This window comes from Anaeromyxobacter oryzae (assembly GCF_023169945.1).
GTDB classification, from domain to species: Bacteria; Myxococcota; Myxococcia; order Myxococcales; family Anaeromyxobacteraceae; genus Anaeromyxobacter; species Anaeromyxobacter oryzae.
Genome location: NZ_AP025591.1, coordinates 6252752 through 6265276 on the forward strand (window position 1 = coordinate 6252752; position 12525 = coordinate 6265276).

A 12525-nucleotide genomic window follows, 5' to 3' on the forward strand; every position below is an offset into this window, starting at 1 on the left:
TCGCTCGGCGGGTCGGTTGTCAGACCGGCTTGCTACCTGAACGGCCGAGCAGTTATCGTGAGGCCGGAGCCGGCGGATGGAATCCAGGGAGCGCCATGTCGTCCTCGCGGAGCTGCGCGACGCGATCCGGAAGATCGAGCGGAGGCCGTCGCGGCGTGATGGATGCGTCGCGTGCGGCCGGCCGGAGATCGACCGCGTCTTGCCGGGAGGGGGTTTCCCGAGGGGCGCGCTCACCGAGCTCGCGGGCGGGCCGGCGAGCGGGAAGACCGCCGTCGTGCTGTCCCTCTTCTCGGCGCTCGGTGCCGAGGACCTGTTCGCATGGATCGACTCGCGCGGCGAGCTGTATCCCCCGGCGGCCGCGGCGCTCGGCGTCGATCTCGGCCGCCTCCTGCTCGTCCGCCCGACGGCAGGCCCGACCGCGGCGGATCCGGAGCGATCCCTCGCCGCGGTGCTCTGGGCGGCGGAGGCGCTCCTCGCGTCTGGCGCGTTCGCGGCCGTGGCGGTGGATGCGCCGGCGGGGCGGCTCGCGCGCGGGGCAGACGCGGTCGCGCGGCGGCTCCAGGGGGCGGCGGAGAAGGGCGGGGCGGTCGGGCTCTGGCTCGCCGGCCCGGGGGCGGCGATACGGATCCCGGCGGCGCTGAGGCTCGAGCTCTCGACGGACGCGGGGCGGATCGTCGCCTCGCGGACGTTCGGCGTGCCCGCGGACGGCGTGGAGCGCTTCGTGCGCCGCGCGGGCGGGGGCGGGCATGCAGCGTGACCGCTCCGCTCCGCGCGTCCTCGCGCTCCACCTGCCGGAGTTCCCGCTGCAGCGGCTGCAGCGGACGCGGGAGTCACTACCCGGCGATCGGCCGATCGCGATCATGGAGGACGGCCGCGTGGTCTGCTGCGACGCGGCCGCGCGCGCGTCGGGCGTTCGCCCCGGGGCGACGGCCGCGGAGGCGCTCGCCGCGTGCGGTCGGATCGAGGGAGTCGCGCGCGATCGGGCCGCTGAGCGGAGCGCGCTCCAGGCGCTCGCCGAGGCGCTCCTCGCGCTCGCTCCAGCGGTCGAGGTCTCCGCTCCGGACGTCCTGCTGCTCGACGCCGGCGCCGCCCATCTCCTCGCGCCGCGCCCGGCAGCGCCGGGCACCGCCCGCGGAGCGAGCGGCGAGGCCGGCATGGACGAGGCGGACGGCACGGCGGCGGGCGAGCAGGTGCTCGCGGAGCGAGCGGTCGTGGTCGCGGCGGACATGGGCTACGCCGCGCGGGCGGTGATCGCGACCGGCCGCGGGCCGACGCGGGCGCTCGCCGCCGCGACCGCGGAGGTGGGCGCGGGCCGGGTGATCCGGGTGCCGCAGGCGGCGACGGCGCGGGCGCTGGCACACCTCCCGGTGACCGCGCTCGGCCTGCCACCCGCGGTCGCCGCGCGCCTCGCCGCCCTCGGGGTCTCCGACGCTGGCGCCCTCGCGCGGCTCCCGGCGGGGACGCTCGCGCACCGGTTCGGCGCGGAGGGGACGGCCGCGGCGCGCCTCGCGCGCGGCGAGGACGACTCGCCGCTCGTCCCGTACGTCCCCGCGACGCTCCCGGAGGAGGGCGTCGAGCTCGAGGCTCCGGCGGAGACCGCGGAGCCGCTCCTGTTCGCGCTGAAGCGGCTCGCGGATCGCGTGGCGGCGCGCCTGGCCGGGCGCGGCCTCGGCGCGAGCCGGCTGAAGCTGGTCCTGAAGCTCGACCCGCGCGGCGAGGAGCGGATCCTCGTCCCGCTCGCGCAGCCGTCGGCCTCCGCCGGCCGGTGGCTCGTGCCGATGAAGGAGCACCTCTTCGCGATGCGGCTGCCGGCGGCGGTGATCGCGCTCCGCCTCGTCGCGGTCGAGGTGGCGGTCGTGGCCGCGGAGCAGCTCGCGTTCGGCGATCGGCCGGAGGCGGTCGCCGCGCTCGAGGGCGTCCTCACGCGGCTCGCGGTGCGGCTCGGGGACGGGGCGCTGTTCGCGGCGGAGCCGGTCGAGCGGTACCGGCCGGAGGGCGCCTACCGCGCCGTGCCGTTCCGCCCCGCGGAGCGGCGCGGGAATGGGCTCGCGCGCGACGACACCGGGCCGTCCGCGCCGGCGCCCCGGCCGACCCGGCCGACCCGGCTGCTCGCGGCGCCGCAGCTCGTCGTCGCGGAGGGGGAGGGCGGACGGCTGACGGCGCTGCGCGTCGGCGGCCGCGACCGGGCGGTGCTCGCGTTCGACGGCCCGGAGCGCCTCCGGGGCGAGTGGTGGGCGGGCGCGTTCGACCGCGACTACTACCGCGTGCGGCTCGACGGGCTCGGCGACTGCTGGGTGTACCGGGACGGCGCCGACGGGCGGCTCTACCTGCACGGGTTCTTCGACTGACCATGGCCTCGTCCGCGCGATACGCCGAGCTCCGGGCGAAGTCCTGCTTCTCCTTCCTCGAGGGCGCGAGCCAGCCGGAGGAGCTGGTCGGCCGCGCCGCCGAGCTCGGCCTCTCGGCGCTCGCCCTCGCGGACGTGAACGGGTTGTACGGCATCGTCCGCGCGCACGCGGAGGCGAAGCGGCAGGGACTGCCGCTGGTCGTCGGCGCCGAGCTCGTCGTCTCGGGGCTCGTGCCCGGCCGGGCGTCGCGGCTGGTGCTGCTCGCGCTGGACCGCGAGGGGTACGCGAGCCTCTGCCGCCTCACCACCCGCGCCCACTGCGGCGAGGGCTGGACCGGCGCACCGGACCGGCGCGAGAAGGACGCCGTGGAGGTGCCGCTCGAGGTCCTGGCGGACCGGTCCCGGGGGCTCTTCGCGCTCTACCCCGGCGCGGACGGTGACGCCGCGGGGCGGCTCAAGGACGCGTTCGGCCGCCGCGTCGCGCTCGCGGTGTCCCGGCACCGCGTCGCCGGCGAGGAGGCGCGCGTGCTCGCGGCGCGCGCGGCCGGCCGCCGGCTGGGAATCCCGGTCGCGGTCACGAACGAGGTGCACACCCACGAGCGCCGCCGGCAGGTGCTGCAGGACGTCCTCACCTGCGTGCGCCACGGGACCACCGTGGAGAAGGCGGGCCGGCGGCTGTTCCCGAACGCGGAGCGGACGCTGAAGGGGCCGGAAGAGATGCTGCGGCTCTGGAGCGACTTCCCGGAGGGCCTGGAGGCCGCCGCCGAGATCGCGGACCAGTGCCGCTTCCGGATGGAGGAGATCCGCGGCGAGCACCCGCTGCCCCCCGTGGTGCTGGACCGGCGCGCGCTCGCCGCCACCGCGGGCGTCGCGACGTCGAGCCCGGCGCAGGCGGCGCGGGAGGCGGCGCCCACCCCGAACCACCGGCTCCGGACGACGATCGCGCCCGCGGCGGCGACGGAGGAGCCCGGGGGCGCGGCCGTGGGCCCGGAGTCGACCAGGGACGCGGTGGTGGACGGGGTGAAGCTGGGCGAGGCGCACCCCGACGCCACGGCGAGCGAGACGGCGGTCACCGGGATGGCCTTGCTCCGCGAGCTGGTGCGGGAGGGGGCGCGGTGGCGGTACGGCGGGGAGCCGCCGGAGGACGTGCGCCGTCAGCTCGCGAAGGAGCTCGACCTCGTCGATGCGCTCGGGTACGCGAGCTACTTCCTCACCGTCTGGGACATCGTCCGGTTCGCCCGGTCGCGCGGGATCCTCTGCCAGGGCCGCGGCAGCGCGGCGAACTCGGCCGTCTGCTACGTCCTCGGGATCACCTCGATCGACCCGGTGCGGATGGGACTCCTCTTCGAGCGCTTCATCTCCGCCGAGCGCGGCGAGCCGCCGGACATCGACGTGGACTTCGAGCACGAGCGGCGCGAGGAGGTGATCCAGTACGTCTACGAGCGGTACGGGCGGGAGCGCGCCGGCATGGTGTGCGAGGTGATCACGTACCGCGGGAAGTCCGCGCTGCGCGACGTCGGGAAGGCGCTCGGGCTGTCGCTCGCGCAGGTGGACCGGCTCGCGAAGCTCGTGGGCGCCTACGAGGACCTCGCGCAGGTCGGGCCGGAGATCCTCGCCCACGCCGGCCTGGACGGCGCCGCGTCGGAGCGGGTGCGGCTGACGCTCGAGCTCGCCCGCGAGCTGCAAGGCTTCCCCCGCCACCTCTCGATCCACGTGGGCGGCTTCGTGGTGACGCGCCGGCCCCTCTGCGAGACGGTGCCCATCGAGCCCGCCGCGATGCCGGGGCGCACCATCGTGCAGTGGGACAAGGACGACCTCGCGGAGCTGGATCTCCTGAAGGTCGACCTCCTCGGCCTCGGCATGCTGACCGCGCTCTCGCGGAACCTCGCGCTCCTCGCGCGCCACCGCCCCGCGCCCGCGTCGCCGACGGCGGTGCCGCACCCGGACTCGCTCGCCACCATCCCGGCGGAGGACCCCGCCGTCTACGACATGCTCTGCCAGGCGGACTCGATCGGCGTCTTCCAGGTGGAGTCGCGGGCGCAGATGTCGCTCGCGCCGCGGCTCAAGCCCCGGAACTTCTACGACCTCGTGATCTCGGTCGCCATCATCCGGCCCGGACCGATCCAGGGCGGGATGGTCCACCCGTACCTCCGTCGCCGCGACGGCAAGGAGCAGGTTCGCTACCCGTACGCGCCGCTCGAGCCGGTCCTCGCGAAGACCCTGGGCGTGCCGCTGTTCCAGGAGCAGGCGATGCGGCTCGCGGTCGTCGCGGCGGGGTTCACTCCGGGCGAGGCCGACGAGCTCCGCCGCGTGATGACGCACCGCCGGTCGCACGAGAAGCTCGCCGCGATGAAGGCGCGGCTCGTCGCCGGGATGGCCGAGCGGAGCATCTCCGGGGCCGATGCCGAGCAGATCTTCAAGCAGCTGCTCGGGTTCGCCGGGTACGGCTTCCCGGAGTCGCACGCGGCGTCGTTCGCGCTCCTCGTCTACGCCTCGGCCTGGCTGAAGCGGTACCACCCCGCCGCGTTCGCCTGCGCCCTCCTGAACAGCCAGCCGATGGGGTTCTACGCGCCGCACACGCTCGTCGAGGACGCGAAGCGGCACGGCGTCGAGGTCCGCGGCGTCGACGTCGGCGCGAGCGGCTGGGAGAGCGGGCTCGAGGGGCCCACGCCGGGGCGGGCCTGCGCGCCGGGCGAGGCGCCGGTGCTCCGGGTCGGGCTGCACGCCATCCGAGGGCTGCCGCGGGGGGTCGGGGACGCGGTGCTCGCCGCGCGGGCGGCGGCGCCGTTCGCGTCGCTCGCCGATCTGGTCCGCCGCGCGCGCCTCTCCCGCGCGTGGCTCGTCCGGCTCGCGGAGGCGGGCGCGCTCGGCGCCCTCGCCCCGGATCGCCGGGACGCGATCTGGCGGAGCCTCGGCGTCGAGGCTGACGGCGGCGACCTGTTCGCCGGGCTGGCCCCTCCGGAGCCGCCGCCGGTGCTCCCCGCCGCGACTGCCGCGGAGGAGGTCTCCGCGGACTTCGCCACGACCGGCCTCTCGGTGCGCGGCCATCCGATGGCGGTCATGCGCCCCGGCCTCGGCAGCGGCCGCATCCGGACGGCGCGCGAGCTCGTGCGGTTGCCGGACCGGTCGCCGGTCGAGGTGGCCGGGCTCGTCATCGTCCGGCAGCGGCCGGAGACGGCCGCGGGGATCGTCTTCGTCTCGCTCGAGGACGAGACCGGGATCGCGAACCTGGTCGTGATGCCGGACGTGTACGAGCGGTTCCGGCCGGTGGTGCGCGGCTCGCCGTTCCTGCTCGCGCGCGGGCGGGTCGAGCGGAGCGGAAAGGTCGTGAACGTCCGGGTGGACTCGGTGGCGCCGCTCGCGCTCGCGCCCGCCGTCGGGAACCGCGCACGGGACTTTCACTGACCACGCGCGGCGCGCGCCCGGGGCCCTCGCGGCAGCGCCTCCGGCCCCCCCGCTCGACGCCGCGGGAGAGGCGGCGGCCCCGCCCGGGGCGCGGGGCGCCGGAAAGGGGAACGCCCGGGACGAGCCGTCCCGGGCGTTCGCTCTTCACGATGATCGTAGCCGGCGCGGCGCGCTCGCCGGCCCGAGGCATCCCGCTAGCTGCAGCCCGTCGTCGAGCCGCAGTTCACGCACTTGTAGCAGGCCCCGTTCCGGACGGTGATGGACCCGCAGGTCGGGCAGGGCGGCGCGTCGGAGTCGGTCACGTGCGTCCCGTTCACGCCGTTCGAGGTCGAGCTCGACGACTTCTCCGGGAGGGGGAGGGGCAGCACGACCTGCCCGGTGGCGCGCTGGTTCGGCGCCTCGCCCGGGTTGAGGAGCGCGGGCTGCTTCGTCCCATCCTCGCTCGGGAGGAACTTGAGCGAGAGCCAGCGGAAGATGTAGTCCGTGATCGACTTGGCGATCGGGATGTCCGGGTTCCCGGTGAAGCCGGACGGCTCGTAGCGGGTGTGGCTGAACTTGTCGCAGAGGATCTTGAGCGGCACGCCGTACTGGAGCGCCATCGAGACGCTGGTCGCGAAGCTGTCCATGAGGCCCGACACCACCGAGCCCTCCTTCGCCATCGTCACGAAGAGCTCGCCGGGCGTCCCGTCGTCGTACATGCCGACGGTCATGTAGCCCTCGTGGCCGCCGATCGAGAACTTGTGCGTGATCGAGCGGCGCTCGTCCGGCAGCCGGCGGCGGGCGAGGCGGGCCTCGGTCTCCGGGTCGAGCTTCGCCTCCTCCTCCTTGCTCGTGTTGAGCGGCTGGCTCCGCTTGCAGCCGTCGCGGTAGATGGCGACGGCCTTCAGGCCGAGCTTCCACGACTCGACGTAGGCCGTCTCGATGTCCTCGGCCGTCGCGGACGTCGGCATGTTGACGGTCTTCGAGATCGCACCCGAGAGGAAGGGCTGCACCGCGCCCATCATGCGGATGTGGCCCATGTAGTGGATGGAGCGGGTGCCGTTGCGGGCCTTGAACGCACAGTCGAAGACGGGGAGGTGCTCGGCCTTCACGGCCGGCGCGCCCTCGATGGTCTCCATCTCGTCGATGAACTGGAGCGCGGTGGTGATCGCGTCGGCGGAGTAGCCGAGCTTCTGGAGCGCGAGCGGGACCGTGTTGTTCACGATCTTGAGGACGCCGCCGCCGACCAGCTTCTTGTACTTGACCAGCGCGATGTCCGGCTCGATGCCGGTCGTGTCGCAGTCCATCATGAAGCCGATGGTGCCGGTCGGCGCGAGGACGGTGACCTGTGCGTTCCGGTAGCCGGTCTCGGAGCCCTGGTGCAGGGCCTCGCCCCAGGCGTCGCGCGCGGCGGAGAGGAGATCGGCCTCGACGAGGGTCGGGTCGATCCGCTCCACGTGCTGCGCGTGCTTGCGGATCACGCCGAGGAACGGGTCGCGGTTCCGCTCGTACCCCGCGAACGGCCCCATCCGCTCCGCGATGCGCGCGCTCATGGCGTACGCCTCGCCCGTCATGAGCGCCGTGATCGCGGCGGCGGCGGCCCGGCCGCCGTCGGAGTCGTACGGGAGCCCGCTCGCCATGAGGAGCGCGCCGAGGTTCGCGTAGCCGAGCCCGAGCGGCCGGTAGTCCTCGCTGTTCTTGCCGATGGCCTGCGTCGGGTACTTCGCGTTGGAGACGAGGATCTCCTGCGCGAGCACGGTGAGGTCGACCGCGTGCCGGAACGAGTCGATGTCGAACCCACCGTCGATGGACCGGAAGTGCATCAGGTTCAGCGACGCGAGGTTGCAGGCGGAGTCGTCGAGAAACATGTACTCCGAGCACGGGTTCGACGCGTTGATGCGATCGGAGCTCGGGCAGGTGTGCCAGGCGTTGATCGTCGTGTCGAACTGCATGCCCGGGTCGCCGCAGGTCCAGGCGGCCTCGGTGATCCGCTTCATGAGCTCGCGGGCGCGGATGGTCTCGAGCGCCTTCCCGTCGGTCCGCGCCGTGAGCTGCCACTCGCGGTCCTCGAGCACGGCACGCATGAACGCGTCGGTGACCCGGATCGAGTGGTTCGCGTTCTGGAAGAAGACGGAGTCGTACGCGCCGCCCTTGACGTTGAAGCCGCCGTCGTAGCCGGCCTCGATGAGCGCCCAGGCCTTCTTCTCCTCGTCGGCCTTGCAGGAGACGAACTCGACGACGTCGGGGTGATCGGCGTCGAGGATCACCATCTTCGCGGCGCGGCGGGTCTTCCCGCCGGACTTGATGACGCCGGCGAACGCGTCGAACCCACGCATGAACGAGACGGGGCCAGAGGCCTCTCCGCCGCCGGAGAGCCGCTCCTTCGAGGAGCGGATCTTCGAGAGGTTCGAGCCCGCGCCCGACCCGTACTTGAAGAGCATGCCCTCGGTGTGGGCGAGCTTCAGGATCGAGTCCATCGAGTCGCCGACGGCGTTGATGAAGCACGCCGAGCACTGCGGATGCTCCTCGACCCCGACGTTGAACCACACCGGGGAGTTGAAGCTCATCTTCTGGCGGTAGACGAGGTGCGCGAGCTCGGCCTCGAAGGCGTGCGCGTCCTCCTCCGTCCCGAAGTAGCCGTCCTTCCGTCCCCAGAGCGCGATGGTCTTCACGACGCGCGACACGAGCTGGCGGACGGAGCGCTCGCGGGTGGGGGATCCGAGCGAACCGCGGAAGTACTTGGAGGCGACGACGTTGGTCGCTAGGAGCGACCAGCTCTTCGGGACCTCGACGTCCTTCTGCTCGAAGATGACCGCGCCACCCTCGCCGGTGATCTGGGCGGTGCGGGTCTCCCAGGCGACCTCGTCGGCCGGGTCGACACCGCGGGTGGTGAAGTACCGCTCCACCGCGAGGCCCTTCTTCGCGAGCTTCTTGGACGCCTTCGCGGCGCGCGCCTTCTGTCCCGTGACTTCACGCTCCATCATCGAACGACCCTCCGCCCCGTGGGCCCTTGGCCGCGCCGTGGCAAACACCATCCCCTTCGGGCGCGCGATATCGCGCGTCCGCTCGCACGTGCCCCCGGCCGGCTCGCGTTAGTTGCCGGAGGTGTTACCGAATCGATCTGACATTGGGCCGGCGCCCCCCTGCCACGCCGGCAAAGTCCTGAAATCCCCCGAGATCCTTTCGCCCGACCCGCCCATCCCGCCCGACCTCCCGCTGCACGTCGCCGTGCCGCGAAGATGCACTCTACCAGCCGAGTGCCTGGTGTCAACGCGTGACCACAACATATTGTGGCGTACACGTATGGCAACACAACATACGGATAATTCTGGGGTGTCTTTAGGGTGATCGGGCTTGATCACGACCCCCTTACCCCATCAGGGACGATTCCGGTCGGTATCGCCGGTGGCACGCGGCCGGCGGCCCGCGGCGTAGCCGCCCCGCGCGGCGCATGTTAGAAGCCTCACGCTCCGATGGCCGAAAAGAACACGCACATCCGCAACTTCTCCATCATCGCGCACATCGATCATGGGAAGTCGACGCTCGCCGACCGCCTCCTCGAGCACACCGGAACGGTGACCAAGCGCGAGGCCCAGGCGCAGTTCCTCGACAACATGGACCTCGAGCGCGAGCGGGGGATCACCATCAAGGCCCAGACCGTCCGCATGAAGTACCGCGCGAAGGACGGAAAGGACTACGAGCTCAACCTCATCGACACCCCGGGTCACGTGGACTTCGCGTACGAGGTGTCGCGCTCCCTCGCCGCGTGCGAGGGCGCGATCCTCGTCGTGGACGCGACGCAGGGCGTGGAGGCGCAGACGCTCGCGAACGTCTACCAGGCGCTCGACCACGACCTCGAGATCATCCCGGTCATCAACAAGATCGACCTGCCCTCCGCGAACGTGGACGAGGTGCGGCGCGAGATCGAGGACGTCATCGGCCTCGACGCGTCCGAAGCGGTCCCGGCGTCCGCGAAGGAGGGGATCGGCATCGGGGACATCCTCGAGCAGATCGTGAAGAAGGTGCCGCCGCCCGAGGGTGATCCCGACGCGCCTCTCAAGGCGATCGTGTTCGACTCCTGGTACGATTCCTACCGCGGCGTCGTCATGCTCGTGCGCGTGTTCGAGGGCACGATCCGGCCGAAGCAGGACATCCGGCTCTGGTCCAACGGCAAGGAGTTCCAGGTCCAGGAGCTCGGGTACTTCGCCCCGTTCGCCACGCCCGTGCAGGAGCTCCAGGCGGGCGAGGTCGGCATCTGCGTCGCGAACGTGAAGGACGTCCACGACGCGAAGGTGGGCGACACCATCACCGAGGCGCGCCGCCCGACGGCGGAGCCTTTCCCGGACTTCAAGGTCGTGAAGCCGATGGTGTTCAGCGGCGTCTTCCCGGTCGACGCCGCCGACTACGAGCAGCTCCGCGACGCGCTCGAGAAGCTCCGGCTCAACGACTCCGCGTTCACCTACGAGCCCGAGACCTCGCAGGCGCTCGGCTTCGGGTACCGCTGCGGCTATCTCGGCCTCCTGCACATGGAGATCGTCCAGGAGCGGCTCGAGCGCGAGTACAACCTCACGCTCATCACGACGGCGCCGTCGGTCGTCTACCGGGTCACGGACACGCAGGGGAAGGTCGAGGAGATCGACAATCCCGCGAAGCTCCCGCCGGTGCAGAAGATCGCGAAGATGGAGGAGCCGCACCTCACCTGCCACATCCACGCGCGCACCGAGGACGTCGGCGCGATCCTCAAGCTCTGCCAGGACCGGCGCGGCATCCAGCGCGACATGAAGTACATCGGCACGAAGCGGGTCCAGATCACCTACGACATCCCGCTCGCCGAGGTCGTGTTCGACTTCTTCGACAAGCTGAAGAGCGTCTCGCGCGGCTACGCGTCGCTCGACTACGAGCTCAAGGGCTACGAGGAGGCCGACCTCGTGAAGCTCGACATCCTCATCAACGGCGAGCCGGTGGACGCGCTCTCCGTGATCGTCCACCGCGAGCACGCGTACCAGCGCGGCCGCGATCTCTGCCAGAAGCTCCGCGAGGTCATCCCGAAGCAGATGTACGAGGTCGCGATCCAGGCCGCGATCGGCGCGAAGATCATCTCGCGCGAGACCGTGAAGGCCTACCGCAAGAACGTGCTCGCGAAGTGCTACGGCGGCGACATCAGCCGCAAGCGGAAGCTCCTCGAGAAGCAGAAGGAGGGCAAGAAGCGGATGAAGCAGGTGGGGTCGGTCGAGATCCCGCAGGAGGCCTTCCTCGCCGTGCTGAAGGTGGAGGGGTAGCCCGGGGTGGCCGATCCCGTCCGCCGGCTCGAGCGGGCGCGCGCCGACGCGCGCCGGTTCGCGCGGGAGGCGCGACGCCTGGCCCGGCGCCACGCGCGCGCGCTCGGCGACGATCGGACGACGGTCGACGCCGCCGCGGACGAGGTGGACGCGGCCGCAGACGCCGACGACGCCGATCGGCTGTCGGCCGCGCTCCGGCACCTCGACGCGCTCTGGGAGGCCCACCTCGCGCGGCGCGTGAAGTCGCCGTGGCGCGAGTACGCGGAGTCGACCCTCGCCGCGGTCGTGTTCGCGCTCCTCGTCCGCGCGTTCGTGCTGGACGCCTTCCGGATCCCCTCCGGGTCCATGGCGCCGACGCTGATCGCCGGCGACTTCATCTTCGTGTCGAAGACCGCCTACGCGGTGCGCATCCCGTTCACGAGCGTTCGCGTCGTGGACACCGGCACGCCGCGGCGCGGGGACGTGATCGTCTTCCAGAGCCCCCGCGAGCCCTCGAGCAACTACGTGAAGCGCGTCATCGGCATCCCGGGCGACGTGGTGGAGCTCCGGGACGAGGTGCTGTACGTGAACGGCGTCCAGCAGCCCAGGACGCCCCGGGGCGACTTCGCCTACTCCGAGCGGAACGAGGACACGGGGACCGTGGTCCCGGAGTCGTGCCGGCGGTACCGGGAGGCCCTCGCGAAGGGCGCGCTGCCCGCGATGGCGAGCGCCGACGCCGGCTGGACGTGGCAGGTGGCCGCGGCCGCGGGGGTCGCCAGCTACGACGTGCTCCAGTGCCGGCACGTCCGCCTCTCCGCGCGCGAGGGGCCGTTCGAGGTGGTGAAGCCCGGGCACGTGTTCGTGATGGGCGACAACCGCGACCTCTCGTCGGACAGCCGCAGGTCCGGCGGATGGCAGGTGCCGTTCGGCCACATCCGCGGGCGCGCCGCGGTCGTCTTCTGGAGCTGGGGCGATGGCGGCCTGTCGTTCCGCCGCGGCGCCGGCGTCCGTCTCGAGCGGCTTTTCAAACGCATCGAGTAGCTGCTACATACTGCCCCCGATGCGCCGCCCTCTGCCGTCCCGGCCCCGCGCCGCGCGCGGGCAGATCACCTGGGTCACCGTCTTCCTCATCCTCGCTGTCGGAGGGGGCGGGTACATGGGCTGGGTCTGGATTCCCGTCTACATCTACAAGTTCCAGGCGGAGCAGGTCGTCCGGGACTTCATGAACCAGGCGGTCAAGAACAGGGCCGACCGGATGCTCGTCGAGAACATGGTCCGCAAGCTCCGGTCCCTCGGCACGGTGGAGCTCGCCGGCGAGGACGGGACGCGCAAGCCGCGACCGGCGGTGGACGTGACCCCGAACGACATCACCTGGGAGCGCGACGCGCGCGCGACGCCGCCCACCCTCCACGTGGCGTTCGACTACACGGCGCGCGTCGAGTACCCGTGGCTCGAGCGGCAGGACGAGAAGCTCGTGTCCATCGACCTCACCCAGGACATCTCGATCCCGGACTGGGGACCTTCTCGATAGGGGGC

The 12525-nt window shown here is 72.5% G+C and carries 7 protein-coding genes; 6 read left to right on the plus strand and 1 reads right to left on the minus strand.

All coding sequences use genetic code 11. The annotated features are described in order from the left end of the window. Positions 1–76 precede the first annotated feature (76 nt). Genes AMOR_RS27480 through AMOR_RS27490 form a run of 3 tightly spaced genes read left to right on the plus strand, consistent with a single transcriptional unit; the run spans position 77 to position 5752 of the window. Positions 77–757: an ImuA family protein gene (locus AMOR_RS27480; RefSeq protein ID WP_248356438.1), complete on the plus strand. Its 681-nt coding sequence runs from the start codon at positions 77–79 to the stop codon at positions 755–757. Continuing rightward, on the plus strand, positions 747–2348 hold the full coding sequence (locus AMOR_RS27485; RefSeq protein WP_248356440.1) for a Y-family DNA polymerase: 1602 nt from the start codon (positions 747–749) through the stop codon (positions 2346–2348). Before AMOR_RS27480 ends, AMOR_RS27485 begins: the two co-directional genes overlap by 11 nt. Positions 2349–2350: 2 nt before the next feature. Further along, complete coding sequence (locus AMOR_RS27490) at positions 2351–5752, plus strand: error-prone DNA polymerase (RefSeq protein WP_248356442.1); 3402 nt, start codon at positions 2351–2353, stop codon at positions 5750–5752. 194 nt (positions 5753–5946) lie between these two features. On the opposite strand, the gene AMOR_RS27495 is transcribed toward AMOR_RS27490, so the two are convergent. Further along, a complete protein-coding gene (locus AMOR_RS27495; protein WP_248356452.1) occupies positions 5947–8715 on the minus strand; it encodes a vitamin B12-dependent ribonucleotide reductase in 2769 nt (922 codons plus the stop codon). 489 nt (positions 8716–9204) lie between these two features. On the opposite strand from AMOR_RS27495, the gene lepA reads away from it, so the two are divergent. From lepA to AMOR_RS27510, 3 genes are read left to right on the plus strand one after another with little or no spacing between them, the layout of a single operon-like run. Continuing rightward, positions 9205–11010 carry a translation elongation factor 4 gene (gene lepA, locus AMOR_RS27500; RefSeq protein ID WP_248356462.1) on the plus strand — a complete coding sequence of 602 codons (1806 nt, stop codon included), beginning with the start codon at positions 9205–9207 and terminating at the stop codon, positions 11008–11010. A gap of 6 nt (positions 11011–11016) precedes the next feature. Continuing rightward, entirely contained in the window at positions 11017–12030 is a 1014-nt protein-coding gene (gene lepB / locus AMOR_RS27505; RefSeq protein ID WP_248356463.1) for a signal peptidase I, read from the plus strand. 19 nt (positions 12031–12049) lie between these two features. Next, positions 12050–12520 carry a hypothetical protein gene (locus AMOR_RS27510; protein ID WP_248356465.1) on the plus strand — a complete coding sequence of 157 codons (471 nt, stop codon included), beginning with the start codon at positions 12050–12052 and terminating at the stop codon, positions 12518–12520. The last annotated feature ends 5 nt before the right edge of the window (positions 12521–12525 follow it).

What these genes read in the sequence shown, in the direction of transcription:
- AMOR_RS27495 (WP_248356452.1), bottom strand. Translation starts at nt 8,715, where the DNA reads ATGATGGAGCGTGAAGTCACGGGACAGAAGGCGCGCGCCGCGAAGGCG.
- AMOR_RS27510 (WP_248356465.1), top strand. Translation starts at nt 12,050, where the DNA reads ATGCGCCGCCCTCTGCCGTCCCGGCCCCGCGCCGCGCGCGGGCAGATC.
- AMOR_RS27490 (WP_248356442.1), top strand. Translation starts at nt 2,351, where the DNA reads ATGGCCTCGTCCGCGCGATACGCCGAGCTCCGGGCGAAGTCCTGCTTC.
- AMOR_RS27485 (WP_248356440.1), top strand. Translation starts at nt 747, where the DNA reads ATGCAGCGTGACCGCTCCGCTCCGCGCGTCCTCGCGCTCCACCTGCCG.
- AMOR_RS27480 (WP_248356438.1), top strand. Translation starts at nt 77, where the DNA reads ATGGAATCCAGGGAGCGCCATGTCGTCCTCGCGGAGCTGCGCGACGCG.
- lepA (WP_248356462.1), top strand. Translation starts at nt 9,205, where the DNA reads ATGGCCGAAAAGAACACGCACATCCGCAACTTCTCCATCATCGCGCAC.